Genomic DNA, 25,833 nt, shown 5'->3' with positions numbered 1-25,833 from the left:
AGTCTTAAGTGTTGCCGCTTTCAGCTTCACCTCTGATCCATTCGATAAAGGTACTGATTGTCTCTTGTTCGTGAGTTTGCTTGTTCTGATCCATAACAAGGTAGTAGTTATAATCCAATGGAAGAGTGAGATCGAATGGAGCAATCAATCGTCCTTCATCGATATCTTTAGATGCTAATTTATTGATCGTCAATACAACACCATGACCAGCAACAGCAGCTTCTAGTGCCAATGATACATGGTTAAATCGTGAGCCGCGTGTTGTATCAACATCTGTTACTCCAGCTTCTTTAAGCCAAGAATCCCAATCTTGTTGTCCACCGTGCAAAGTGTCATCGTGAATTAGTGTGTAGTGAGAAAGATTTTTTGGATTAGTTAGTGGAAACTCACCATTCAGAAGGCTTGGGCTGCATAGCGGTGTTACACCCACCGAAAATAATAACTCTGAATCGCAATCAGGGTAGTGCCCTTTACCAAAGCGAATAGATACATCAGTTCCGTCGCGACCATGTTTAGCGCCTTTGTAGGATTCTAAATAATCTGAGCTCGCCAAAATACGAAGATCTATATCGGGAAACATTTCGGTGAACTGATTCATTCTTGGAATAAACCATTTAGACGCAAAAGAAGGTGCCATGCCTACCGTAAGTTGTCTTCTATTAGTCCGTTGTCTAATTTCAGCAACTGCATCAGCCAATGTAGAAAAGCCCATACTTAGCTTGGGGTAGCAGTGTAAGGCGACTTCTGTGAGTTCTAGGCCTTGGTTTCCTCGAATAAATAATGTGACATCTAAGTATTCTTCAAGCACTTTAATGTGTCTACTAACGGCAGCCGGTGTAACAAATAACTCTGCTGCTGCTTTAGTGAGATTTAAATGTCTTGCTGCAACTTCAAAAGCTTTGAGTGCATTTAGAGGAGGTAATGGTGCTTTATGGGAAATGGTCATAGTTGAGTATGTAACTTGATTGGTGTGACTTATTATTCGTAGTTTACGGTGTTTGAATATTTAGCCGTCGATATGTAAAACTCAACGGTTAAATTACTTCATGTAGAATGAAGTTTGTGTAGTCGCCTTTTAAATACTTGAACGATAATAATGCATATTAAGTGCACATTCATTCGAGGTCTGTATGGTAGGTAGTCAAGCAACAGGAAGAAATATTATTTTCCACTGCATCGAAAGTACTTCACAGTAGTGCTTTTGAAGCGTGGTTCTCCTGATAATACACAACTGATAGTTGCTTGAATCTCATGTTAATGATTCCTCCTCCTCAACCATGGGGGTAGGGCGTAAGCACTATCCCCCTCTGGTTATTTAACAACCAGAGGTAAAGAATCAATAATTGTAGGATTTTCATCCTTCCTCAATAGGTAGTTATCGAGCCACTCAGTAAGCTAACCTAGCACGTTCCTCATCTCCTCAAATTTGGATCGCATACATATAATGTATTATGAGCTAAAGTTTAGTTTTCTTTCGTTAGTCGAGCAATATCTAATATATTATTAAAGGTGTAATTAAAGCCTAATTATAAATAAAAAAAGACACTATGTTACTTATTTGGGCTTCAATCGTGTTTTGTGTTTAGATTTACTGAAAGTGAGGTTTAAATATCCTGATGCGTTATTGTTTATCTTGAGCTAAGTGTCCGGCGCTAGATGCTTCAAGATAAATATAATCAACATAGCGATCAATGATGTGATCTTCGAAGTGATCTATTTTTTTATTTTTTAAGCCACTAATAAATCCATCCCAGGCATCTTTGCGTCGCTGTATTAAATTAAGTGAGGCGAGTCGCCCGGTTGAGCTGATGTAGTGTTCTGTTCCGGTATGACGATACCCCAGCCAAGCGGGTGGGACGCGTGTCACTATATCGTTGTTGTTTACCCACCTTACATGATCAACTTTTACAAAGTTGATATAGCGTTTATTACCAACACGCGGGCTGCCAAATGTATAAATTTGCGTAGGGTTTGATTTAATGTGTGAAAGTGCGCATCGTCCAGCGCAAATAGTAGCCATAGCACCACCCAGAGAGTGACCTGTGAACCAGAGGTTTTTATTGTTATTTTTTATACTTTCTTCCAGTATTGGCCAAATATCATCCACTTCACGTTTGAACCCTCTATGAACTCGACCAATTGTTTCGGCAATTGCTGTGGCTGCATCCAAGTCGGCTTTTAAGTCATTCCATTCATTTGGTTCGGTACCGCGGCATGCAATGACGTGGTCAGTGTCGTTTATAAAGGAATAGGCTTGTGAGCCGTCTCTATCATAATAAATCAACGTGTGAAAATTAAGTAAATCAGCTGCTTTTCGGGCCTCGACTTCAGGTAAGTAGGCAATCATAGAGAGCTCTGCAAATAAAAGTGAGCGTGCAAGTGGCTTTAAATGAGTAATAGAAGTGAAATTTTTTGAGCGAATTAGCAGGTCATCAAGTGTCTGCATGTCCTCATTAGCGGCTGGTGCAATATTTTTCAGGCTAATATTACTCATAATTTTTTATATTCGATGTGGAGGTGATTTGCAATTTTACAGTAATAGGCTCTTTGTGCATTATTTTATCTTGAGTTGGTTCATTACTGTTATATGGGGTGTATCATTTATAATAATTTTGTCAGTATTTAATTAAGGTCTTCGATGAGTCAAGTAAGCTGTGATAGTCCTTCGTTGGGTGTAACGTTAATGTCAGTCGACTCCGCTTTGTCGGCTTTAGAGTCATTAGTAGTACCGCTGTTAGAGTCTGAAGTTGTGGATTTATCAGCTGGGCTGCAGCGTGTATTGGCCAATGACGTTTATTCTAATCTTGATGTGCCGCCGCTAGCGAATAGTGCGATGGATGGTTATGCAGTAACCGTAACTGCTGGTGCTCCTGTGCCAAGAGAGCCAATAGAAATAAGTCAGAGAATTCCAGCAGGAACGATAGGTAGTGCCTTAAAAGCAGGGACCGCAGCTCGTATATTTACAGGTGCTCCTATTCCTGAAGGTGCGAATGCCGTGGTAATGCAAGAGCTCTGTAATGTAGATGGTACAGGTAACTCTGTTGTTATTAATGATGATGTTGGGGTTGGGCAGAACATACGCTTTGCTGGGGAGGATATTGCGCAGGGTGATTGTGTTTTAAAAGCAGGAAAGTTATTGCATCCTCAAGAGTTAGGTCTATTAGCGTCGCTTGGCTGCTCAACGATTAAAGTAATTAAGAAGTTACGAGTCGCAGTGTTGTTTACGGGTGATGAGTTAGTTCAGCCTGGGGATGATCTTGACGTTGGGCAGATTTATAACTCTAATCAATATACGTTGATTGGACTATTAGAGCGTTTAGGTTGTGAAGTCGTTAATTTTGGTATTGTTGAAGATACTTTAACAACGACAATTGATGCGCTTGCGGATGCTGCTTCAAAATCCGATTTGGTGATAACTAGTGGTGGGGTTTCAGTTGGCGAAGAGGATCACGTCAAGGCGGCTGTAGCTTCGTTAGGCTCGTTGGATTTGTGGCGAATAGCGATTAAGCCGGGTAAACCATTGGCATTTGGACAGGTTTCGGGTGTCCCGTTTCTTGGCTTGCCGGGTAATCCTGTGTCAGTATTTGTGACTGCGTGTGTGTTTGCTCGACCTTTTATTAAGGCTATGCAAGGTTTAGGCTTTAATAAGGCAAGAGGTCTTATGGTGCCGGCTGCGTTTGAGCTGAAGAATATTGCACGTAGAGAGGAATATCTAAGAGTTAGGTTATCTTATGGTGTGGATGATGTTGCTGTTTTAGAGGTTTTTCCTAATCAAGGCTCAGGTGTTTTAACTTCTGCTAGTTGGGCAACAGGTTTAGCTGTCGTTAAGCAGGGTAGTATTGTGAGTCAGGGCGAATTGCTTGAATATATGCCGTTTAGTACTTTTGATATTTAGGTGGGGATAAGAGTTTAAGAAATGAAATGGCGCGCTGGGGAAGATTCGAACTCCCGACCCTCTGGTTCGTAGCCAGATACTCTATCCAACTGAGCTACCAGCGCACTTTCATTTTAAACGATACAACTTAACTTTCATAAAACCATAAATAACTTGCTGATAAAGATCAGAAGTTTAACTATTTAAGGAAATAAAAAGAGATATTGGAATGGCGCGCTGGGGAAGATTCGAACTCCCGACCCTCTGGTTCGTAGCCAGATACTCTATCCAACTGAGCTACCAGCGCATAATTCCAAGATGGCGAATAATGATTACTTTGAAAGAAGTTGTCAAACTAAATGCCAACTAATTTCGTCATTATTCATCACGGTATCAAGATGGCGGAGAAAGAGGGATTCGAACCCTCGAAACGGGATAAACCGTTTACACCCTTAGCAGGGGCGCGCCTTCAGCCACTCGGCCACTTCTCCACTTGATTCGTGAGAGGCGGTAGAATACGCATTATGGGGGTGGAGGTAAAGTACTTTTTTAAATTATTTTGCAAATTAATTTTACATCGCGGTATGACGGAATAATTTGATTTATAAGGTCAGTCAGTTTAACCTTCCGCGACTGTATTAAATACATTACTAAGGAGGGCTTATGCGTCGGACATTGATTGCAGGTAACTGGAAGCTTAATGGTTCAAAAGACTCTATTACTAAATTAGTCTCAGAACTTACTACGGGTATAAGTGCTGTATCTAATGTAGATGTGGCAGTATGCTCACCTTATATATATGTACCTTTTACTGAATCACTTCTAACAGATAGTCCAATCTCGTTAGGAGCACAAGATGTATCAATGCATGCATCTGGTGCTTATACAGGTGAGGTTGCCGCTGTAATGCTTAAGGAGTTTTCTTGTAAGTATTGTTTGGTAGGTCATTCAGAGCGTCGTGCAATTCACGGTGAATCAGACGATATTGTTGTCTCTAAGTTCAAGGCGCTTAAGGTTGAGGGGCTTGTTCCAGTATTATGTGTTGGTGAAAGTCTGGAAGATCGTGATCAAGGGATTACAATGTCAGTTGTTGAAAAACAAGTGATGGCAGTAATCAATGAGTGTGGTATTGATGCTATTGATGGTTCTGTAATAGCATATGAGCCGGTTTGGGCAATCGGTACAGGTAGAACGGCATCGCCAGAGCAGGCACAAGAAGTGCATGCGGGTATTAGGGCGTTGCTAGAAAGATTTAATAAAGATATCGCTGTGAAGACTCAAATTCTTTACGGTGGTAGTATGAATCCTGCGAATGCATCTGCCTTACTTGCGATGCAGGACATTGATGGTGGGCTGATTGGTGGCGCATCTTTGAAGGCAGACGACTTCCTGGCTATTTGCCAGGCCGCATAACATAAAAAACTGATTACTATGCTTTATAATATTTTATTGATTGTACAACTAATTGCGTCACTTGGAATTATCGGACTAGTGCTAATGCAGCACGGTAAAGGTGCTGATGCAGGTGCTGCCTTCGGTGGCGGTGGTGGAGGCGGGTCAACAGGCGGAGCTTCTGGTTCTGTATTCGGCTCGAAAGGTTCTGGTAACTTCATGAGCCGCACGACAGCTATTTTAGCGACTATATTCTTTATCAACTCTTTAGTTCTTGCTTGGTTGGTTGCTCATCCAGAGGGTGCAGAATCAAGTGTTGTACAATCTGCTGTTGTAAGTCCTAGTCAAGCGCCGCAAATAGATGTACCATCTGCGCCGTCAGATGTTCCGGCCCCAACTGGAGCGGTTAGTTCAGACAGTGCTTCAGATATTCCGGAAGCACCAAAAGAGTAAGCTATTTTTGCCGATGTGGTGGAACTGGTAGACACGCCACCTTGAGGGGGTGGTGGCCCTAGGCTGTGCCGGTTCGACTCCGGCCATCGGTACCAATATTTTAAAATAAAGCCCGACATTGTTCGGGCTTTATTTTGTCTGGAATTTACTGACTTTTATTGGGTTTATGTCTGTCTTTAGTGTTTCGATCTAATTTTGTATCCAAAAAAGGCAGTAGTGCATGATTTTTGCCTCATAAAGAAGGTTGCCCATTGTATAGGTATGGATTATGCTTTGACATCAATCTATAGGGGTGTCATGACTAGTAGGTCATGAATGCAGAAGATAATCACGAGAGCTTTAAATGTAGCTCTATTAAAGTGCCCACAGTCACTACATGTCTAACAGTAGTTTATTTAGGAGTTCCAAATGCTGAACAAGAGTTATGCCTCAGCCGCTATTCTTTCTTTGCTTATACCAGTTTCTTTTGCAGCCGACGGTGATCGAGTTGATGCAACTGACACATTACCTGACGCAAAGCCTGGTGAGTGTTATTCAAAAGTTATCGTACCTGCAATATTTGACGACGTAACTGAGCAAGTTTTGGTGAAGCCTGAGACTAATACGGTAGAAATCATTCCTGCTACATACGATGTGCAAGAAAAAGAAGTATTAGTTAAGGAAGCTTCAACTAAGTTAGTTGCTGTTCCTGCGGTTTATCGTACTGTTTCTGAAGAAGTAGAAGTTGCTCCAGCAAGAACTGAGTGGGTAACGCGTCTAGATCGTCGTGGTATTCCTGCAAGTCCTGCTCTTTTGGCAGCGGCTACAACTAATGGTGTTGATCTGACTGCAGCGCAGCCAGAACAGTGTTTCAGTGAGTTCTACGTTCCAGCTAAGTTTGAAACGACTGAAAAAGAAGTATTAGTTAAGGAAGAAGCAGAATTAATCAGTATCGCAGATGCTCAGTATGAGCAAGCTGAAGAGACTGTAATGGTTAAAGCTTCTGCTAAAGAAAAAGTACTGGTTAAAGCTGAGTACGAAGTTGTTGAAGAGCAGGTAATGATCGAGCCTGCTAAGGCAGTATGGAAGAAAGGTACGGGTCCAATTACACGTATTGATAACGCGACTGGCGATATCATGTGTCTAGTTCAAATCCCTGCTAAGTACAAGACTGTTAAGAAAACAGTACTTAAGTCTGCTTCAACAGTGGAAGAGATTGAAGTACCCGCTGAGTCTATGGTTGTTCCTGTTAGTCGCCTAGTAAGTGACTCTGCAGCAGAGCGTGCTACGGTTCCAGCTGAGTTCAGTACGGTTAAAGTAACGAATAAAATAGCTGATGCAGCATTTATTTGGAGAAACGCAGAAGTTTCTGGTGAAGGTAAGGCGACAGGTAACACTATTTGTTTGCAAGCCGTTCCTGCAGAATTCAAAACTGTTAAGAAGCAGGTTGTTGAAGCGCCAGCTACTATTATGGAAGAAAAGCTTCCTGCAGTTTACCAGACTGTTCAAGTTAAGAATGTTTCTACAGAAGCAGAAGAGCGTACTACTGTAATTCCTGCGGCTTATGATTCAGTGCTTACTCGTGTGAAGAAGTCTAGTGAGCGTCTTGAGTGGCAGCGTGTTCTATGTGAAACAAACATGACGCGTGATACAAATAAGAAAATTCAGCAGGTTCTTAAAGATTCTGGTTTCTATGATGGCCCAATCGATGGAAGTATCGGTCGTGGTACATTGTTATCAGTTGAGAAGTATCAGAAGGATAATGACCTACCAACAGGTGGTTTGACTATTCAGATGTTAGAAAAGATGGGTATCATGTAAGATTAATTTCTTATTGATATAAAAAAGGCCGCTCATATGAGTGGCCTTTTTTTATGCCTGAAATATTTTATAGTTTTTCTGGTTCTAGGTTTTCTCTTAATGCATAAAACTCATCGCAAAAAGTGTCAAAGCGATCTTCATCTAGAGCCTTTCGAATACCTTGCATTAGTTCTTGGTAATAATAGAGATTGTGAATGGTGTTTAAGTGGGCGCCCAATATTTCTTTGCACTTATCTAGGTGTCTAAGGTAAGAGCGAGAATAGTTTTGGCATGTATAGCAACCACATCGTTCATCAATAGGTCCTGTGTCGAACTGATGTTTTTGATTGCGGATCTTTAGCGTGCCATAACGGGTGAATAAAAAGCCGTTTCTAGCGTTTCTGGTAGGTATTACGCAGTCGAACATGTCTACACCACGCTTAACCGACTCAATGATGTCCTCAGGCTTTCCTACACCCATCAGATAGCGAGGCTTGTCAGTAGGTAGGTTTGGTGTTGTTGCTTCTAATACCTGGTTTCTTTCATCCATTGGTTCCCCAACTGAAAGTCCACCTATAGCATAGCCATCAAAGCCAATTTCTTGTAAGCCGTTTGCCGATACTTTTCTAAGTTCATCGTACATACCGCCTTGCACAATACCGAACAGGGCTGCGTTGTTCCCCTCGTGTGCTGCTTTACTACGTTTTGCCCAGCGAAGTGATAGAGACATCGATTCGTCAGCTTGTTCGTAAGTAGCGGGGTAGGGAGTGCACTCATCAAATATCATTACTATGTCAGAGCCTAGGTCTTTCTGGATCTGCATTGAGTATTCAGGTGTTAGGAGTACTTTGTCGCCATTGATAGGTGATTGGAAGTGAGCGCCTTCTTCTGTGATCTTACGCATCTGTGCAAGAGAGAAGACCTGGAAGCCGCCTGAGTCCGTCAGGATAGGCTTTTGCCAGTGCATGAAGTCATGTAGGTCACCGTGAGCTTTAATGACTTCAGTGCCGGGGCGCAGCATTAGGTGGAATGTGTTACCGAGAATAATCTCAGCACCAATACCAGCTAGTTGCTCTGGGGTCATTGCTTTTACAGTGCCGTACGTGCCGACAGGCATAAATGCGGGAGTTTCGATTGTGCCGCGAGGAAATGTTAGTCTGCCGCGGCGGCTATCGTGACTAGTCTTTAATAGGTCGAACTGCATATGAGACATGAGAGTAATCTTTTTTCATACTTTAAAAGACGGCATATTACAGGTAATGTTTTAAATTTCAAAAGGCTATGTTGTTTTCAGGATTGGTGTGAGAATAATAATTAAATTAAATTGAAAAATACTCTTGACGGCATATCAGAATGCCCTTAATATGCGCGCTTCTTCGGGACAACAGCGACATGAGTTGCTCCTAAAGAAGCTTGGAAATCGGGGTATAGCGCAGTCTGGTAGCGCGCCTGCTTTGGGTGCAGGATGTCGGGAGTTCGAATCTCTCTACCCCGACCAAGTTTAGTTTTTTCGAGCATTGCGTCCGTAGCTCATCTGGATAGAGCATCGGCCTTCTAAGCCGAGGGTAGCAGGTTCGAGTCCTGCCGGACGCGCCATTGTTCGGTCGGAAACCATTTTTGATTATGGTGGGTGTAGCTCAGTTGGTAGAGCCCCGGATTGTGATTCCGGTGGTCGTGGGTTCGAGCCCCATCATCCACCCCATCAGTAAATGGTCGTAATGTTACATTTTGTGATATTATTTAGTGTCAAACAGTTATGTGTTATTTCCAATTGATACATGTAACTGATGCAGTAAACTAATCTGTAGTTTGTTGTGTTCAAGTCAAGTGCGAGAGTGGCGGAATTGGTAGACGCGCTGGTTTTAGGTACCAGTGTCGCAAGGCGTGAGAGTTCGAGTCTCTCCTTTCGCACCATTTGACTTATACTTACTCTGTTCAGAGTGATTTTTAAAAAAATATTTACATACTTTTACAGCTTCTTAGCGTCCATACGTAATTTTATTTAAATATCTTTAAAGTGGATATACACATATCATTAAATGACGTGTATAATCCCCGCTCCTAGCCCAAAGGGCAGGATGTGGTTGCTAGTTAAGTGCGAGAGTGGCGGAATTGGTAGACGCGCTGGTTTTAGGTACCAGTGTCGCAAGGCGTGAGAGTTCGAGTCTCTCCTTTCGCACCATTTAACTAATCCAATCCCTGTTCTGGGAATTTACGAATTTAAAGAAATATATCTTCTCACCGCTTGTGGCGGTGGTAAATGAGGTTTTGTGCATGCAAGTTTCAGTTGAATCTACTGGTAATATCGAACGTAAACTGACGATTACCGTCCCTGCCGCTCAAATTGACGCTGATGTTGAGTCTCGTTTGAAGTCAATGCGTGGCCGCGTTAAAGTTGATGGTTTCCGTCCAGGAAAAGTCCCATTAAGCGTTGTAAGTCAGCAATATGGCGACTCTGTTTACCAAGAAGTTTTGGGTGAGACTTTCCAGAAGACTTTTTCAGAAGCTATTGAGCAAGAAAAACTACGCGTAGCTGGTCAGCCAGAAATCGCACCTGAGTCACTAGAGCGTGGTCAGGACTTAGTTTATGTTGCAACTGTTGATATCTATCCTGAGTTTGAAATTGCTCCGATGGCTGATCTTGAGATCAAGCGTCCAGTAGCAACTATCTCAGACGAAGATGTTGACACAATGATTGAAAACCTTCGTTCACAGCAAAAAGAGTGGACTGACGTTGAGCGTGCTGCTGCTGATGGCGATACTGTTAAGATCAACTTTGTTGGTTCTTTAGACGGTGAGTTGTTTGACGGTGGTTCTGCTGAAGACTTCAGTGTTGAGCTTGGTGCTGGTCGTATGCTTAAAGACTTTGAAGAAGGTCTAGTAGGTATGTCTAAAGGTGAAGAGAAAGAGATTACTGTTTCTTTCCCAGAAGATTACCAAGCAGAAAACCTAAAAGGTAAAGACGCTCAGTTCAAGTTGACAGTAAACGAAGTAAAAGAAGCAACATTGCCAGAAGTTGATGATGCATTCATTGAAAAGTTTGGTGTTGATGCTGGTGATTTGGAAGCGTTCCGCGCTGAAATCCGTTCAAACATGCAGCGTGAGCTTGAGCAAGCTATCAAGAACCGCGTAAAGCAGTCTGTAATGGATGGTTTGTCAGATCTTCATGAGATCGACCTACCTAAAGCGTTAGTGACTCAAGAAGTGGGTTATGTACGTAACGAGATGGCTGAAAATGCTGGCGGTGCTGATATGTCTTCGCTTCCTGATGACTTGTTTAAAGAGCAAGCGTCACGTCGTGTAAAACTAGGTTTGATCGTTGGTGAGATTGTTACTAAGAACGAACTTAAAAGTGATCCTTCAAAAGTTGATGATATGTTAAATACATTAGCATCTACTTATGAAGATCCACAGCAGCTAATTGAGTATTACAAAACTAATCCACAAGCAATGCAGACTATTCAAGCTGCTGTTATGGAAGAGATGATTGTTGAATGGGTTATTGGTCAAGCTAAAGTTACTGATGAAGAAGTAGCTTTCACTGACTTGATGAACCCACAACAACAAGCTGCTGCATAATTAAAACAATAGGAGTCAATTCTATGTCAGGTGCATTAGATACGAGCGCATTGGGTTTAATCCCGATGGTAGTAGAGCAAACGTCACGTGGTGAACGTTCATACGATATTTATTCTCGTCTTCTAAAAGAGCGAGTGATTTTTGTTGTAGGTCCTGTTGAAGATCATATGGCGAACTTGATTGTTGCCCAGTTGTTATTTTTAGAGTCTGAGAATCCTGAAAAGGATATTCACCTTTACATTAATTCACCGGGTGGTGTTGTAACTGCAGGCATGGGTATCTACGATACTATGCAGTTTATCAAGCCAGACGTAAGCACTATTTGTATTGGTCAAGCGGCTAGTATGGGTGCTGTTTTGTTAGCAGGTGGTGCGAAGGGCAAGCGTTTTGCTTTACCGCATTCTCGTGTAATGATTCATCAGCCATTAGGTGGTTTCCAAGGTCAAGCAACGGATATTGATATCCATGCTCGTGAGATCTTGAAAATCCGTGATGAGTTGAATGGCGTTTTGGCTCACCATACAGGTCAGTCACTAGAGCAAATCGCGAAAGATACTGATCGTGATAACTTTATGGATGCGGAAGCTGCCGTAAAGTATGGTTTGATTGATGAAGTATTGGCTAAGCGTTAATTCATACTTTATTTGCTAAACTATAAGGGCCTATCGAAAGATAGGCCTTTTGCCATTTAGGGCTGTGCAGATTAATATGAGTATGAAAGTAGAGTTTTAAGTAACTTTGCATTGGTATTTTTATTTTTGCCTCCATATCAACGTGTATATTCGCAGCAAAACTGTCAGGTGCTTTCAACTAGGCTTACCTTACTTGTTATTACTGTACTTTCATGAAGAAGTTTATTAAGTTGAAGCCTTAGGGCTTTAATAAAGAAAATGAGGAATTTTCTCGAATGAGTAAAGACAAAAAAGACGATCAGGATAATGGGAAATTGCTGTATTGCTCATTTTGTGGCAAGAGTCAGCACGAAGTTAGAAAACTGATCGCTGGACCGTCTGTTTTTGTTTGTGATGAGTGTGTTGATTTATGCAATGACATCATCCGTGAAGAAATGCAGGAAAAAGAAGAGGGCGAAAAGCAGTCTCTTCCAGTGCCACGTGAGATAAATGGTTTTCTAGATGATTATGTTATTGGACAAGATTCGGCTAAAAAAGTCTTATCTGTTGCTGTGTACAATCATTATAAGCGTATGGAGTATAAAGCTCCTAAAGATGGTATAGAGCTATCTAAAAGTAATATTTTGCTAGTAGGTCCAACAGGTAGTGGTAAAACATTACTTGCTGAAACACTTGCTCGTACATTGAATGTACCTTTCACAATGGCAGATGCTACAACACTAACCGAAGCAGGTTATGTGGGTGAAGATGTTGAAAACATCATTCAGAAGCTTTTGCAGAAATGTGACTATGACGTCGAAAAAGCGCAGACAGGTATTGTCTACATCGATGAGATCGATAAGATTTCTCGTAAATCAGACAACCCTTCAATTACACGAGATGTTTCTGGTGAAGGTGTCCAGCAAGCTCTACTTAAATTAATTGAAGGTACTGTTGCTTCTGTTCCACCTCAAGGCGGCCGTAAGCATCCGCAGCAAGAGTTTTTGCAGGTCGATACTAAGAATATCCTGTTTATTTGTGGTGGTGCATTTGCTGGTCTGGACAAAGTTATTCAGGACAGAACGGAAAAAGGAAGTATCGGTTTCTCTGCTGTTGTTAAAGAAGTAACCGGTAAAAAGTCGTTCGGTGACACTATTCAAGGCGTTGAAGCTGAAGATTTGGTTCGTTACGGACTGATTCCTGAGTTTGTTGGTCGTTTACCTGTTATTGCTACACTGATGGAGCTTGAAGAAGAGTCATTAGTACGAATCTTGACAGAACCAAAGAACGCACTAACTAAGCAGTACACTAAGTTGTTTGAAATGGAAGGTGCTGAACTAGATATTCGCGAAGATGCTTTACATGCGATTGCTCGTAAAGCAATGGAACGAAAGACGGGTGCTCGTGGGTTACGAAGTATTCTTGAACGTATCCTTTTAGAAACAATGTATGACTTACCATCTGAAAAAGATGTCACTAAAGTTGTGGTTGATGCGGCTGTAGTCGCGGGTGAGAGTAAACCTTACTTGATATATGAAAGTAAGGACAAAAAAGACGCTAAGCCCGAGCGAAAAGTATCATCAGCTGATTAAAACTTTTCAAAAAGCCCCTTGCGTAAGCTAGGGGCTTTTTTGTTTATTATAAAGAATAATTATACTAAACCGTTGAGATTGGGAAATTCTATCCCATTATCCTTAAATGCTATTAAGTAAAAGCACTAGGCAAAGAGGTCAAAATGGCTAAATCAAAAACGATAAAAAATGTTCCCGTTCTTACACTTCGAGATGTCGTTGTGTATCCACATATGGTTATTCCTCTTTTTGTGGGTAGAGAAAAATCTATCCTGGCATTAGACGAAGCGATGGAAAGCGATAAGCAAGTACTGCTTGTTGCACAACGCAGCGCTGATGTTGATGACCCTAAAGCAGATGATGTTTACGAAATTGGTACGCTTGCGACCATTTTGCAATTGTTAAAGCTACCTGACGGTACACTGAAAGTATTAGTTGAAGGCGGCGAGCGCGCTTTAATTAAGAAAGTTAACACTGACGATAATTACTTCACAGCTGATATCACCGTTATTCCAGTTACTGAAGATTTTGATGAGCGTAAAGTTGATCTACTTTCTCGTATGCTGCTTAACCTATTTGATAAATATGTGAAGCTGAATAAGAAAATACCACCTGAAATTTTATCATCGCTCAGTGGTATAGATGACCCTGCACGCCTAGCTGACACGGTTGCTGCTCACTTGGGTTTAAAGGTCGCTGCTAAGCAAGAAATTTTAGAAGTGATCGATGTTAAAGAGCGCCTAGATCAGTTGATTGAATTAGTCGAAGGTGAGATTGATTTATTACAAGTTGAGAAACGTATCCGAGGTCGCGTTAAGCACCAGATGGAACGTAGTCAGCGCGAATACTATTTGAATGAGCAGATGAAGGCCATTCAAAAAGAATTAGGTGATATGGATGACGCACCTAATGAAAATGACGAACTCGCTAGTAAAATTGCTAAGGCAGGAATGCCTAAAGAAGCACTAGATAAAACGAATAACGAATTTAATAAGCTCAAGATGATGTCACCTATGTCTGCTGAAGCAACAGTCGTTAGAAATTATATTGACTGGATGGTTGGATTACCGTGGAAGAAAAAGTCCCGTGTAGTGTCTGATTTAAGTAAAGCGCAAGCGACATTAGATAAAGATCATTATGGTCTAGATAAAGTTAAAGAGCGTATTGTTGAGTATTTAGCAGTACAGCAGCGTGTAAAGAAGTTAAAAGGACCGATCATGTGTTTGGTTGGGCCTCCAGGTGTTGGTAAGACCTCTCTTGGGCGCTCTATCGCAGCCGCAACAGGTCGTAAGTACACTCGTATGGCGCTAGGTGGCGTGCGTGATGAAGCTGAGATTCGTGGTCATCGTCGGACATACATTGGTGCGCTGCCGGGTAAGATTATTCAAAACTTGACGAAAGTAGGGACTCGAAACCCACTATTTTTGTTAGATGAGATAGATAAGATGGCTACGGATTTCCGTGGTGATCCAGCTTCGGCAATGCTTGAAGTGCTTGATCCAGAGCAAAATCACACTTTTGCTGATCATTATTTGGAAGTAGATTTTGATCTTTCTGATGTGATGTTTGTTGCTACGTCAAATAGTATGAATATTCCTGGCCCTCTGTTGGATCGTATGGAAGTTATTCGTATTCCAGGTTATACCGAAGACGAAAAACTGAATATTGCTAAAAACTATTTAGTGCCAAAGCAGCTTAAAACAAACGGATTGAAGAAGGGTGAGTTAACAATCAGTGATGCTGCATTGTTGGACCTTGTTCGTCACTACACGCGAGAAGCGGGTGTTCGTAACTTAGAGCGCGAGATTTCTAAGGTTTGTCGTAAAGTTGTTCGTGAGCATTTGCTTAGTAAGAAAGAAAAGACAGCTGTTTCTCAGCGCAACTTAGATAAGTTTCTTGGTGTTCAGCGATTTGACTTCGGTCGTGCTGATAAAGAAAACCAAGTAGGGCAGGTAACTGGTCTAGCCTGGACTTCTGTTGGTGGTGAGTTACTGACGATAGAAAGCGTCAAGCTGGCTGGGAACGGTAGTATCAAGAGTACTGGTAGCCTCGGTAAAGTTATGCAGGAGTCTATACAGGCTGCTGAGACGGTTGTTAAAAGCCGTGCGCGAAACCTAGGTATGTCTCAGAAGCTTATCAAGTCACACAATGTTCATATCCATGTGCCAGAAGGTGCAACACCTAAAGACGGTCCTAGCGCAGGTGTTGGCATGGTGACGGCTATCGTATCGTCTATGACGGGTATTCCTGTTAAGGCTGACGTGGCGATGACTGGTGAGATAACGTTGCGTGGCGAAGTGCTTCCTATTGGTGGATTGAAGGAAAAGCTGTTAGCAGCGCACCGTGGCGGTATTACGACGGTTATTATTCCTAAAGAGAATGAAAAAGATCTTGCGGAAGTCCCTGACAATGTCACTGCAGGTTTGACGATCAAGCCGGTTAAGTGGATTGATGAGGTTTTAGAAATAGCGCTTGAGAGTGTTCCTAAGTCTTTAACAGAAGAAGAGTTTGAAAAAGACTCTGATACTACTTTGGATGGTGTTTCGAATGGAACAGATGCCGATGATCAGGCTCGAGCACATTAATGGTTGCTTGAGCAAGTAAACGTCTAGGTATTCACTAATTAGGGGTGAGTTGTTGATAAATGTATTTTTGTCATAACTCATCCCTTAAATTTGGTTGAACAATTAGGAAGTCGCTGGTATAACTGTGCGGCGTACTTGGCGCAACCTCATTATGCTGTTGGATTGGGGAGTTAGAGCTGGGCTACTTTATAATGGGTACAAACTTTTACACACCATTTATACAAGGATAACAATTTATGAATAAGACAGAATTAGTTGCTGCAATGGCAGAAGCGTCTGGATTAAGTAAAACTGATGCTGATTCAGCTTATCAGGCGTTCGTTGAAACAGTAACAGACGCACTGAAAAAAGAAGAAACAGTAACGCTAATTGGTTTTGGTACATTTACAGTTCGTGAGCGTGCAGCACGTACTGGCCGTAACCCACGTACTGGTGAAGAGATTCAAATTAAAGCATCAAAGAATCCTGTATTTAAAGCTGGTAAAGCAATTAAAGATGCAGTAAACTAGCGCGCTTTCTACTTGAGGGTGATTAGCTCAGTTGGTAGAGCGCTGCCCTTACAAGGCAGATGTCAGGAGTTCAAGTCTCTTATCACCCACCAATTTTTGTTCAGGAGCGGTAGTTCAGCTGGTTAGAATACCTGCCTGTCACGCAGGGGGTCGCGGGTTCGAATCCCGTCCGCTCCGCCACAAAAATTAAATCAAGAAAAAGCTTGCAGTAGAAAAAAAAGAAGGCATAATACGCCGACTTCAACGAAGCGGGTGATTAGCTCAGTTGGTAGAGCGCTGCCCTTACAAGGCAGATGTCAGGAGTTCAAGTCTCTTATCACCCACCACGGAGCGGTAGTTCAGCTGGTTAGAATACCTGCCTGTCACGCAGGGGGTCGCGGGTTCGAATCCCGTCCGCTCCGCCAGTATTTAGAAAGAGGATGTTATTAACGTCCTCTTTTTATTCTGAAGTTTGAAGTAGTTTTAAAAGTAGTACGACATCGGGTGATTAGCTCAGTTGGTAGAGCGCTGCCCTTACAAGGCAGATGTCAGGAGTTCAAGTCTCTTATCACCCACCACGGAGCGGTAGTTCAGCTGGTTAGAATACCTGCCTGTCACGCAGGGGGTCGCGGGTTCGAATCCCGTCCGCTCCGCCAGTTTTAAGAAAAGGATACCTTGTGTATCCTTTTTTTTCGTCTCGACTTTATTCCTGTTTAAATTATAAGCTCTGTTTTTCATTGGTATGACTTAGAGCAATCAGGTATCATAATCTTCGATAAAAACATCTAACGAATATAGAGAAATCATGCTTCAAACAATTAATGATAAAGCGAAAGGGTGGGTTGCGTACGCAATCGTTATTTTCATCAGCGTACCTTTTATGCTGTTTGGAATTGGTTCATATCTCGATAATGGTGAGCAGGTAAATGCTGCGACTGTTAATGGCGAAGATATCGACATTTCTGCGGTAACTAATGCGGCACTACAACAAAAGCAGCGATTAACGTCTATTTACGGGACTTTACCTCCTCAGCTAGATGACAAAACCATCAAAACACAAGTCCTTGATGAGCTAGTTTCACAAGAGCTTCTCAAGCAATCTGCAGCTGAGTACGGATATCGCGCTAGTAACGATGAAGTCGGTGAAATGATTCGTGGTATGCCTAACTTCCAGAAGGATGGCCAGTTTGACGAAACAACTTACCAGCAGCTTCTGACGGCAAACCGTTTGAATCCAACAACGTTTGAACAACAAACACGTGATGGTTTGACGCTTCAGCACATGACAGGAGCTATAGCAAACTCAGGGTTTGTATCTAAGCAGCAAGCATCACTTTATCAGTCACTGACTGAGCAAGAGCGTTCTGGTCAGACTTACACACTTAAGGCAGCAGACAATACAGCTAAGGTTGTTTCAGATGCTGAAAAAGTTAAAGCTTACTACGATGCAAATTCAGATCAGTTTATGAGTGAGGAACGAGTTAAATTAAACTACTTGCTTCTTGATCAGGCTGAGATGGTTAAAGACGTCGACGTTAATGAAGAAAAGCTATCTGCTTATTATGAGTCTACCGCTGGTAACTATCGTACAGATGAGCAACGTAAAGTAGCTCACATCTTAGTATCGGTAGCTAAGTACGGTAAAGAAGCCGCTGAAAAACGTGCTTCTGATTTACATGCTCAGATTGTTGCAAATGAAAAAACGTTTGAAGAGCTAGCAACATCAGCGTCTGACGACACATTAGCAGCAGACTCTGCGGGTGATATGGGTTTCATGGCGCTTCAAGATATGGCTGCTGAATTTGCAACGGCTGCATCTAAGCTTGCTGTTGGTGAAGTCTCTGAACCTGTATTGACAGATGCTGGTTATGAAATTATTAAAGTTTCTGAGATCACGCCTGAAGTACAAGCAGATTATGCTGACGTGAAAGATGAGGTTGAGTCGGCTTATCGTACTGCTGAAGCGACTAAGTTGTTCTACGAAAGAACTGAGACACTACAAACACTTGCTTTCGAAAACGACGGTAGTTTAGACCCTGCTGCAGCTTCTTTAAATGATGATATCAAAACGACTGGATGGATTACTCGTACTGGTGGTGAGGGTGTTATCGGTCAATCGTCAAAAGTTCGTACTGAAGCGTTTGGTGAAGAAGTGCTTAAAAATGGTATTAACTCTAGCTTGATTGAAATCAGCCCAACAGTTGCGGTTGTTGTACGCCTTAATACACATTCAGAGGCTGCAGTTAAGCCTTTTGAAGAGGTTGAAGCTGAAGCAACTACTGCTTACATCAATGATGAAGCTAGAAAGTTAACATTAGATGCAGGTAATGCATTGGTTGCTGAGTTAAGCAAGTCATCAGACTGGACAGCTTTAGCAACTGTTGCAGAGCTAAAGTCTGAAGACGTACAGCCTTTTGAAAAGCTGAAGCGTAATGATCGTAAGTTGGCACCTCAGGTGACACAAGAAATATTCAAAACTACATTGGTAGACGATAAGACTAGCTTCACAAATACAGTATTACCAAATGGTGATTTTGTAGTAATTGGTTTGAGTAGTGTAAGTGACGGTGACACTGAGGTAACTAAAGGCGGTTTGACTAGCTTTAACACCGACGTAGCTCGTCGTGAGCAAGCAGCACTGATTAAGTCTATGCGTGAGCAAGCGGAAGTAGTTATTAATGAATCTAGCTTAGAATAATATATACTAAGCTTTATAGAGCCCCTTTAGCGTAATCCGCTAAGGGGGCTTTTTTGTATGTGGTTAAGAATAGTTGAGTACCGATCTTATCCAAAATACCCATAGATGAAGTCTTAGTAGGGCATGGTGTTCATCGTGCAAGGATAATGCAGTTGTGTTCCATATTGTCGAAGTCCACTGTAAGCGGCATGCTTTAGCCTCAATTTACAAGCCTGGTTTTTAATGTTGAAACTTCTGTGCCTAAAGCTGTCTTAATATAGAATCAAAGCGTTGATACACATATGCCTGCTAGAAAGGTTTGCGGGTAAGTAATTATTGGAGTTGTTAAATGTTTAATAAGGTTTTCCTTAGTTTCATCATGTTTACATTTTTATTAGTAGGCTGTGGCGAAAAGGATCAAACACCTGAGGCAGTCGCTGCTGAGTTTTGGCAGGCTGTTATTGATAAGGATATGGAAACGGCTAAGACATTAGCTACATGGGACACTGTTGACTATCTAAGGTACATTCGTTCGGGACAGTTAAAGCCTGCACGTTTTGAATTAGGTGAGATTACACCTGGCGCACGAAGTGCTGTGATTGATACTGTCCTTCATTCTCGACCACAAGGGCAGTCCAGTATCAGAATACCCGGTCAAACCGTGCTGATAAAAACTGAGCAAGGTTGGCGTGTTGATCTTAAAGAAACCATTGGTAGTACCGTAAAAGAAACGGTTGGTACTGTGTTTGATCAGCTTAATAATATTATGAAGCAAGGTTTGCAGGGCTTAGATAAAGAGCTATCTAGCTCTATGAAAGAAGTAGAGAAAGCATTACAAGAAGGTGTCGATAGCTTACAGAAAGAGCTGTCAAAGCCACCTTTTAATGGCGAGTTAAATATACAGCCAGAACCTGAAGTAGAAGGTCAGCGTATCTAAAGTTGTGTAAAACTAGTTTGTGTAGCAATCGCATCGACAGGTACATCCCACTGCTGGGGTGTCTGCGGTGCGATTATTTGAAAATTGTAACAAAAGCCAATCAATAGCGGTTTCATTTGTGACGTTTTTTTAAAAGAAAATGTCCGATCATAAAACCCACCTCCCATGCCGATCCTATTTCCCATTGGATCCAAGCCCACTAATGGCATGATCACACAGTCCAGTATTGTTGGGTCTTTGAGTAAGTCAGACTCATTCACATCAGGTTCTGGTATTTTGAATTGATTTAATTTCATGGGAGTATTCGCATCAAACTTTGCGAACTCCAAATGGTTTTGTTGAGTTGATGATAATACCGGTAGGTAGAACTGTTTATTTGAATACAGATTGAAGTCTAATAGAGGGGTAGGGTTCGCTTCGCCTCTTACAGGTAAATAGATAGCTACGTGCTCGGCCTTATTAAGAATGCCGCTGTCTATGACCCTTTCGCAAATTTCCTTTGAGTAGGCGACTTGCTGTTCTTTAGTTAACGCTTGGCGAAGTGCCTGAATGTGTTTACGAATGGTGCTTTGATTTTCCATGAGACGTTACCTAGTCAATAAACGTTGCAGGAATGATGCTGTCTTCGGTCGATGAAATCCAGAAATAAAAAAGGCCGCACAATACGAGATTGGCGGCCCGGTGTTTCAGTGGCTACTTAGATCAGTCTAAGACGAGCACCTGCCCGAATGTTGTTAGATCGCATACCATTAATTCGCTTTAGCTTATTAACCGTTAAACCATGTTTCATAGCGATACGGTAAAGAGTATCACCACGCTTTACGCGATGAGTCTTATAACGAGACTTAGTGCTCTTTTTAACGTAACGCTTTTTATAACGTGCTTTTGTCGTAGAGCGAATACTTACCGCTTTTTCGGCAGGTAGTTGGTTAATAACATGTGCTAAACGTCCTGCTTGCTGTCTAGGTAGTAGGATACGCTTACTAACTCTAGGTGTTGTAATACCTTTCAAGAAGTTAGGGTTTAGACTTGTTAATGTATCCGCTGCTAGGCCAGCGTGAATAGCGGCTTTACGCAAGTTTACCGGCTTATTAATGCTAATCTCGACTAGCTTAGGTACATTTGGCGTTCTAGGTAGTCTAAAACCGTAAGCCTGAGGTTGAGCTATAATCTCTTTATAAGCCAATAGGCGAGGGACGTACTCACGTGTTTCACGAGGTAGTCTCAAGTTCCAATAATCAGTTTTACGACCACGAGCACGATTGTATTTGATCGCACGTGAAACGCGTCCTTCACCAGCATTGTAAGCAGCTAGTGCTAGGAACCAGTCACCTTTAAACTGACGGTGTAATTTTTGTAAATAATCTAGAGCAGCACGTGTTGATTCCAGAGCATCCATACGACCATCAAAGCCACTGTTTTGCTTTAGACCATATAGGCGACCCGTAGAAGGAATGAACTGCCACATACCCGCTGCACCAGCATGTGAATAAGCGGTGTTAACATAAGCACTTTCAACAAAGGGTAGTAAGGCAAGCTCAGTCGGCATACCACGACGCTTTAATTCGTTAACTACGATTTGTAAGTAATCAGTCGAGCGGTTAGCAATTCGCTGAAGTCGCTCTGGGTTTTTGCCGTATGAACGTGCAAAGTGTTTTACTTGAGCGCGCCATGCGTTATTTCCCCAATGGTATCCACCACGAATATGGTTCCACATATCTTCATTGGGTGCATACGGTACATGAGATTTCTGTTTGTTTTTTCTAGCTGCCTGAGCAGGAGCAAACTTCGCTTGTTGAGTTGCTACTCGCTGAACGACAGGTTGAGGGCGTTGTACTTGACGCTGTGCTTGGCGTGGAGCCTGTCGAGGCGCTGCTAACCCAGCCATCTCAAGTAATTCTTGACGGTATGCCGGATTATCTAAAATTGAGTCATAAGCATCTGTGCTAGCACTTACTTTGTATACTTGGGGGGCAGTATTACGTGCTGGCTGATAACGCTTATTAATACGACTTGGAGCCACTCTATGTTGAGGTGCTGGTGCCGCTTGAAAAGTATTTTGTGCGCCTGAGTTACCTAGTAGCAACTGAGCGGCATAAACTAGATCGCTATCATCAGTCACAACTGGTGCACGTTGTCGGCTAACCGTTGTAGGTGCTTGAGCGTAAACGTTTCTAACAGGGTAAGTTGGGTAGCGAACCTGACTGCTTGGACGTGAGCGAGTGCTGCTTAGGAATGCAACCTCTTCACTAACAATCGTGGGTGAGCTTGCAGATGCTTGTAGTGGAATTGATGTGGCGTTTTTAGTTCCAATACTGCTGCAACCAGTTATTGCGCTCATTGAAAGCGCCGCCGCGATGGCTAGCGATAATCGTCTAGACTGTCCCATTTTCTTTACCCTTTCCACTCAACGTTCTTGTGTGGATTATTATTATTTTTGGTGGTTTGTAGTTTTTTTTAGTTGTGATGTCAGAATAGTAAAATCTACCTGAGCGCTAGCTGAATTAGTGTCACTATGTGACGTTCGGTAGTCCTACAGGGTGAGTGCGGTATAATCTTTTCTACAATGATTCCGTGAATTCTAGTAGCATTGATTGCAGTGGAGAACATATATGCAAACGAGTGAAACCAATCTAACATTATGCCGAAACTGGTATGACACATTAGCCGGACAGCAAGCGCTGACTGAGCTGGATGCACTGTGTGCTGATTATATGTCGGAGATTTTCGGTTACTACGCGCTAGAGATAGGCGCGCTAAGTGGACATACTAAACTCCTAGAGCACTCGCGTGTCGCCTTCAGTGCTTCCTTAGGAAGTGACAGAAAAGCAAATGACATTATTGGCTCACCAGAGCAGCTACCTATAGAAACGGATAATGTTGATCTCGTTGTCGCTAGTCACTTATTAGAATCAAGCGTAGATCCTCATCAAGTATTACGTGAGATTGACCGTGTTTTAGTGCCTGAAGGGCAGCTGATTTTGATTGGCTTTAATCCGTGGGCATTGATGCGTTCAGGAAGTGCTTTACGTAAACAAGTCGACTTTCCAATTATGCCGCGTGTAAAAGATTGGTTCTCACTGCTGGGTCTGGAAGTTTTAGAGTTACAGTACCTAGGCTTTCGTCCTGGTCTGCAAAATGAAAAACTCTATAAGCGTTTAGCTTGGATGGAGTCTTTAGGTAAAGTTGCTTGGCCACTATTTAGTAACCTTTATGTCATTCATGCAAAGAAGCAGGTCATTGCAAGACGTCCTTACAAAAAAGTCTGGAAGTCTCCGATTCTTCTATCAGGTGGTAAAGTTGCACTTAATAGAACTGCGCAGCGAACGCGTAAAGAAAATTTCTCAGGCTAATGCCTGCAATTCGTAAGACTAATTAAAATATGACTGATAAAAAAAAGGTAGAGCTGTTTACTGATGGCGGCTGTCGTGGCAACCCTGGGCCAGGTGGTTGGGGATCTTTGCTACGTTTTGGCAAGCATGAAAAAGAGCTTTACGGTTACGATAAAGAAACGACTAATAACCGCATGGAGCTAATGGCTGCGATTGCAGGCTTAGAGTATTTAAATGAGCCATGTGAAGTGATATTAACCACTGACTCACAATATGTGCGTCAAGGTATTACCAATTGGATCACAGGCTGGAAGGCTAAAGGCTGGAAGACGGCTGCTAAGAAGCCTGTTAAAAATAAAGATCTTTGGATTCGTCTGGACGAGGCGAGCAATAAGCACGATATCGACTGGCGCTGGGTTAAAGGGCACAGCGGTCATGCAGAGAATGAACGTGTAGATGCTTTAGCGAATAGAGCAATGGACGAAAAATCAGGAAATAGCTAACGCAGTAGCGTTACATGGAAGACGAATATGGCTCGACAGATAATAATGGATACCGAAACAACCGGTATCGAGATCAAAGCTGGTAATAAGATTATTGAAATTGGTTGCGTGGAGCTGGTTGATCGTAAGTATACCGGCAACAACTACCACCAATACCTCAATGCTGACCGAGACAGTGAAGAGGGTGCACTAAACGTTCACGGCATTACCACTGAATTTTTGGCAGATAAGCCGCGCTTTCATGAAGTAGTTGACGACTTTATGGAGTATATCAAAGGCGCTGAGCTTATTATTCATAATGCGCCGTTTGATATTGGCTTCCTTAATCATGAACTGAGTTTGGTTAATTCCTCTTGGGGAAAGATTGGCGATATTTGTACGGTGGTTGATTCACTTGTTATGGCCCGTGATATGTTCCCAGGTCAACGTAATAGCTTGGATGCACTGTGTAAACGCCTTGATATCAATAACTCACACCGTGAGCTTCACGGAGCATTGCTTGACTCCGAGATACTAGGTGACGTCTACCTGATGATGACCGGTGGGCAGGTGATGTTGAGTCTAGATACTAAGTCAGCTGAAAGTTCGGAAGAAGATGAGTCAGAAATTATTGGTGGGATTTCATTGCCTAGCAATGCTTTGAAAGTGATTAGTGCCAATGCCGTTGAGATGCAGTCACATAATGATCGCATGGAAGCGATTATTAAACAGTCTGGCAAAACCTTGTGGCAATAAACAACAATATAATAACGAGTCGGTCTAAGCATATACATGGATGAGAATGTTGTAATGAAAAAGAAGTTTAGTAAACGAATGATCTTGCCATTTTATGTGCTTGTACTGTTGATACCATTTAATTTATTTATTCATAAGGCATTAGTTAGCTCTGGTTTGATTAATGAGAATCAGGGCGTAGGGATGTCGGTGATGTTGATTGTGACGGGTCTGTTGATTGGATTATTTGGGCTGATTTTTCGTTCATCGTTAGCGTGGTATTTTAAAGCGCTGATCGCTTTGTTGTATGTGCCGACGGTGATGTTTTCTTTGATCATTTCTGGGATGTGATTACTGCTTGAATGACTATTGCGGTATCTGTTTAATCGAGATAACAAATACCGCAACGTCCCAACTCTAAACGCTTAACACTTGTTCTCTGAACGAATGGATTAATGCACTAGCCTCTGTCTGGTTAGGTAAGCCTAAAGCGATACGTACTTCTGGGTGCTCTTCAAGTTTGAAGTTTTCCTCTAGTGTATCAAACGCTTTAGCTTGAGCTTGTAAAACATGAGCCTGTTGCGCCTCAGTCAGCTGCGGCATAATCCACTCATGAATACTCCACGACAATGCACCGTGACCAATTTCTTCCTCGGTAATATGGCCGATCACCTCACGAAATACATCATGTTCTGTTGTGGTCAACTAAAACTGGCCACCTCTTTAGAGGTTAATCCAAATTTTTCTTCTGCCATTATTGGCGATAGCCCGCCATTGTTAGCATGTGGGCGGTAACGATTATAATACTGATTAATGTATTGAGTAATCGCCTGAGCACCTTCGTTAAATGAAACGTAACCTGATTTTGGCATCCACTCGGTTTTAAAGCTTCTAAAGAACCGTTCTACGGGTGAATTATCCCAACAGTTTCCTCGTCGGCTAAGGCTTTGCCTCATGCCAAAATGCCACAGGCATTGACGGTACGCCTTACTGGTGTAGTGGCAGCCTTGGTCACTATGAAATAGAATACGTTTAGGTTTCCTTCTGCTTTCATAGGCCATTCTTAATGCCTTTTTTGTCAGTTCGCTATCTGGGCTTTTACTGGTAGCAAAGCCAACGATACGCCTTGCATATAAATCAATGACCACTGCAAGATACAACCAAGTTGAACCCGACCAAATATAAGTGACATCACCCGCCCAACCTTGATTTGGCTTGCTCGGCTGAAACTGCCGATTAAGCACATTTGGTATGCTTAGGTGTACTTTTTCTGCCTTTGCGTAGCGGTGAGTAGGTTTCTGGCGACTCACTAGACCTGCTTGTTTCATGAGTTTTCTC

22 protein-coding genes and 15 tRNA genes are annotated in these 25,833 nt (G+C 42.3%); 27 read left to right on the top strand and 10 right to left on the bottom strand.

The features are described 5' to 3' along the window. Positions 1 to 4 precede the first annotated feature (4 nt). Both gcvA and DKT75_RS21510 read right to left on the bottom strand, forming a co-directional pair. Complete coding sequence (gcvA, locus tag DKT75_RS21515; protein ID WP_109826955.1) at positions 5 to 946, bottom strand: transcriptional regulator GcvA; 942 nt, start codon at positions 944 to 946, stop codon at positions 5 to 7. A 675-nt stretch (positions 947 to 1,621) separates the two neighbouring features. Further along, on the bottom strand, positions 1,622 to 2,494 hold the full coding sequence (locus DKT75_RS21510; RefSeq protein WP_109826953.1) for a lipase family protein: 873 nt from the start codon (positions 2,492 to 2,494) through the stop codon (positions 1,622 to 1,624). 144 nt (positions 2,495 to 2,638) lie between these two features. Between DKT75_RS21510 and DKT75_RS21505 the strand changes: the two genes are divergently transcribed. After that, positions 2,639 to 3,895: a molybdopterin molybdotransferase MoeA gene (locus tag DKT75_RS21505; protein ID WP_109826951.1), complete on the top strand. Its 1,257-nt coding sequence runs from the start codon at positions 2,639 to 2,641 to the stop codon at positions 3,893 to 3,895. A gap of 27 nt (positions 3,896 to 3,922) precedes the next feature. Here the strand turns inward: DKT75_RS21505 and DKT75_RS21500 are convergent. The 3 genes from DKT75_RS21500 to DKT75_RS21490 all read right to left on the bottom strand — a co-directional run bounded on the left by DKT75_RS21500 (position 3,923) and on the right by DKT75_RS21490 (position 4,365). After that, positions 3,923 to 3,999: transfer RNA gene (locus tag DKT75_RS21500), tRNA-Arg, on the bottom strand. A 105-nt stretch (positions 4,000 to 4,104) separates the two neighbouring features. Beyond that, positions 4,105 to 4,181: transfer RNA gene (locus DKT75_RS21495), tRNA-Arg, on the bottom strand. A gap of 92 nt (positions 4,182 to 4,273) precedes the next feature. Continuing rightward, positions 4,274 to 4,365: transfer RNA gene (locus DKT75_RS21490), tRNA-Ser, on the bottom strand. 172 nt (positions 4,366 to 4,537) lie between these two features. Here DKT75_RS21490 and tpiA point away from each other — a divergent pair. The 4 genes from tpiA (at position 4,538) to DKT75_RS21470 (ending at position 7,519) form a co-directional block, all read left to right on the top strand. Then, positions 4,538 to 5,287: a triose-phosphate isomerase gene (gene tpiA / locus DKT75_RS21485; RefSeq protein WP_109826949.1), complete on the top strand. Its 750-nt coding sequence runs from the start codon at positions 4,538 to 4,540 to the stop codon at positions 5,285 to 5,287. A gap of 18 nt (positions 5,288 to 5,305) precedes the next feature. Further along, positions 5,306 to 5,719: a preprotein translocase subunit SecG gene (secG, locus tag DKT75_RS21480; protein ID WP_109826947.1), complete on the top strand. Its 414-nt coding sequence runs from the start codon at positions 5,306 to 5,308 to the stop codon at positions 5,717 to 5,719. A gap of 9 nt (positions 5,720 to 5,728) precedes the next feature. Beyond that, positions 5,729 to 5,814 (top strand) — tRNA-Leu (locus tag DKT75_RS21475). A 313-nt stretch (positions 5,815 to 6,127) separates the two neighbouring features. Continuing rightward, positions 6,128 to 7,519, top strand: a complete 1,392-nt coding sequence (locus DKT75_RS21470) for a peptidoglycan-binding domain-containing protein (protein ID WP_109826945.1) — start codon at positions 6,128 to 6,130, stop codon at positions 7,517 to 7,519. Between the two features lie 67 nt (positions 7,520 to 7,586). On the opposite strand, the gene tgt is transcribed toward DKT75_RS21470, so the two are convergent. After that, positions 7,587 to 8,702, bottom strand: a complete 1,116-nt coding sequence (gene tgt / locus DKT75_RS21465) for a tRNA guanosine(34) transglycosylase Tgt (protein ID WP_109827029.1) — start codon at positions 8,700 to 8,702, stop codon at positions 7,587 to 7,589. Positions 8,703 to 8,919: 217 nt separating this feature from the next. Between tgt and DKT75_RS21460 the strand changes: the two genes are divergently transcribed. The 18 genes from DKT75_RS21460 to DKT75_RS21375 all read left to right on the top strand — a co-directional run bounded on the left by DKT75_RS21460 (position 8,920) and on the right by DKT75_RS21375 (position 19,946). Then, a tRNA-Pro gene (locus tag DKT75_RS21460) sits at positions 8,920 to 8,996 on the top strand. A gap of 21 nt (positions 8,997 to 9,017) precedes the next feature. Continuing rightward, a tRNA-Arg gene (locus tag DKT75_RS21455) sits at positions 9,018 to 9,094 on the top strand. A gap of 30 nt (positions 9,095 to 9,124) precedes the next feature. Further along, positions 9,125 to 9,200 (top strand) — tRNA-His (locus DKT75_RS21450). Between the two features lie 127 nt (positions 9,201 to 9,327). Further along, positions 9,328 to 9,412 (top strand) — tRNA-Leu (locus tag DKT75_RS21445). 183 nt (positions 9,413 to 9,595) lie between these two features. Continuing rightward, positions 9,596 to 9,680: transfer RNA gene (locus DKT75_RS21440), tRNA-Leu, on the top strand. A gap of 92 nt (positions 9,681 to 9,772) precedes the next feature. Then, complete coding sequence (tig, locus tag DKT75_RS21435; protein ID WP_109826942.1) at positions 9,773 to 11,077, top strand: trigger factor; 1,305 nt, start codon at positions 9,773 to 9,775, stop codon at positions 11,075 to 11,077. Positions 11,078 to 11,100: 23 nt separating this feature from the next. Beyond that, complete coding sequence (clpP, locus tag DKT75_RS21430; RefSeq protein ID WP_109826940.1) at positions 11,101 to 11,709, top strand: ATP-dependent Clp endopeptidase proteolytic subunit ClpP; 609 nt, start codon at positions 11,101 to 11,103, stop codon at positions 11,707 to 11,709. A gap of 275 nt (positions 11,710 to 11,984) precedes the next feature. Next, positions 11,985 to 13,280 (top strand): ATP-dependent Clp protease ATP-binding subunit ClpX, encoded by a 1,296-nt coding sequence (gene clpX / locus DKT75_RS21425; RefSeq protein ID WP_109826938.1) that lies wholly within the window; start codon positions 11,985 to 11,987, stop codon positions 13,278 to 13,280. 143 nt (positions 13,281 to 13,423) lie between these two features. Next, positions 13,424 to 15,844, top strand: coding sequence for an endopeptidase La (gene lon, locus DKT75_RS21420; RefSeq protein ID WP_109826935.1), 2,421 nt, complete (start codon positions 13,424 to 13,426; stop codon positions 15,842 to 15,844). A 236-nt stretch (positions 15,845 to 16,080) separates the two neighbouring features. Then, positions 16,081 to 16,353: an HU family DNA-binding protein gene (locus DKT75_RS21415; RefSeq protein ID WP_109826932.1), complete on the top strand. Its 273-nt coding sequence runs from the start codon at positions 16,081 to 16,083 to the stop codon at positions 16,351 to 16,353. 16 nt (positions 16,354 to 16,369) lie between these two features. After that, positions 16,370 to 16,445 (top strand) — tRNA-Val (locus DKT75_RS21410). An 11-nt stretch (positions 16,446 to 16,456) separates the two neighbouring features. Next, positions 16,457 to 16,533 (top strand) — tRNA-Asp (locus tag DKT75_RS21405). A 70-nt stretch (positions 16,534 to 16,603) separates the two neighbouring features. Continuing rightward, a tRNA-Val gene (locus tag DKT75_RS21400) sits at positions 16,604 to 16,679 on the top strand. A gap of 1 nt (position 16,680) precedes the next feature. After that, a tRNA-Asp gene (locus DKT75_RS21395) sits at positions 16,681 to 16,757 on the top strand. Between the two features lie 77 nt (positions 16,758 to 16,834). Continuing rightward, positions 16,835 to 16,910 (top strand) — tRNA-Val (locus DKT75_RS21390). 1 nt (position 16,911) lies between these two features. Then, positions 16,912 to 16,988: transfer RNA gene (locus DKT75_RS21385), tRNA-Asp, on the top strand. Between the two features lie 149 nt (positions 16,989 to 17,137). Then, on the top strand, positions 17,138 to 19,030 hold the full coding sequence (locus DKT75_RS21380) for a SurA N-terminal domain-containing protein (RefSeq protein WP_109826930.1): 1,893 nt from the start codon (positions 17,138 to 17,140) through the stop codon (positions 19,028 to 19,030). A 328-nt stretch (positions 19,031 to 19,358) separates the two neighbouring features. Further along, positions 19,359 to 19,946 (top strand): hypothetical protein, encoded by a 588-nt coding sequence (locus DKT75_RS21375; protein WP_109826928.1) that lies wholly within the window; start codon positions 19,359 to 19,361, stop codon positions 19,944 to 19,946. Here the strand turns inward: DKT75_RS21375 and DKT75_RS21370 are convergent. Next, the gene (locus DKT75_RS21370; RefSeq protein WP_109826926.1) at positions 19,943 to 20,527 is read right to left on the bottom strand and encodes a 5-formyltetrahydrofolate cyclo-ligase; all 585 of its coding nucleotides are present in this window, start codon (positions 20,525 to 20,527) and stop codon (positions 19,943 to 19,945) included. The genes DKT75_RS21375 and DKT75_RS21370 overlap by 4 nt on opposite strands. A gap of 116 nt (positions 20,528 to 20,643) precedes the next feature. Next, complete coding sequence (locus tag DKT75_RS21365) at positions 20,644 to 22,335, bottom strand: transglycosylase SLT domain-containing protein (RefSeq protein WP_109826923.1); 1,692 nt, start codon at positions 22,333 to 22,335, stop codon at positions 20,644 to 20,646. A 223-nt stretch (positions 22,336 to 22,558) separates the two neighbouring features. Between DKT75_RS21365 and DKT75_RS21360 the strand changes: the two genes are divergently transcribed. From DKT75_RS21360 to DKT75_RS21345, 4 genes are read left to right on the top strand one after another with little or no spacing between them, the layout of a single operon-like run. Then, positions 22,559 to 23,299, top strand: a complete 741-nt coding sequence (locus tag DKT75_RS21360; RefSeq protein WP_109826921.1) for a class I SAM-dependent methyltransferase — start codon at positions 22,559 to 22,561, stop codon at positions 23,297 to 23,299. A gap of 29 nt (positions 23,300 to 23,328) precedes the next feature. Then, positions 23,329 to 23,781, top strand: coding sequence for a ribonuclease HI (rnhA, locus tag DKT75_RS21355; RefSeq protein WP_109826919.1), 453 nt, complete (start codon positions 23,329 to 23,331; stop codon positions 23,779 to 23,781). A gap of 27 nt (positions 23,782 to 23,808) precedes the next feature. Beyond that, on the top strand, positions 23,809 to 24,516 hold the full coding sequence (dnaQ, locus tag DKT75_RS21350) for a DNA polymerase III subunit epsilon (protein WP_109826917.1): 708 nt from the start codon (positions 23,809 to 23,811) through the stop codon (positions 24,514 to 24,516). Between the two features lie 54 nt (positions 24,517 to 24,570). Next, the gene (locus DKT75_RS21345) at positions 24,571 to 24,846 is read left to right on the top strand and encodes a hypothetical protein (protein WP_146201419.1); all 276 of its coding nucleotides are present in this window, start codon (positions 24,571 to 24,573) and stop codon (positions 24,844 to 24,846) included. A gap of 66 nt (positions 24,847 to 24,912) precedes the next feature. Here the strand turns inward: DKT75_RS21345 and DKT75_RS21340 are convergent, their stop codons facing one another. Together DKT75_RS21340 and DKT75_RS21335 are read right to left on the bottom strand one after the other, a co-directional pair. Beyond that, positions 24,913 to 25,200: a hypothetical protein gene (locus DKT75_RS21340; protein WP_109826913.1), complete on the bottom strand. Its 288-nt coding sequence runs from the start codon at positions 25,198 to 25,200 to the stop codon at positions 24,913 to 24,915. After that, positions 25,197 to 25,833 (bottom strand): IS3 family transposase (locus tag DKT75_RS21335; RefSeq protein WP_109826910.1); only part of this gene is annotated, 637 nt, incomplete at its 5' end. The genes DKT75_RS21340 and DKT75_RS21335, both read right to left, overlap by 4 nt.

Origin of the sequence: Leucothrix arctica, from assembly GCF_003172895.1 — a bacterium.
GTDB lineage: Bacteria > Pseudomonadota > Gammaproteobacteria > Thiotrichales > Thiotrichaceae > Leucothrix > Leucothrix arctica.
The sequence above is the reverse complement of the archived record's forward strand: the minus strand, read 5'-3'. Positions and strand labels throughout refer to the sequence as shown.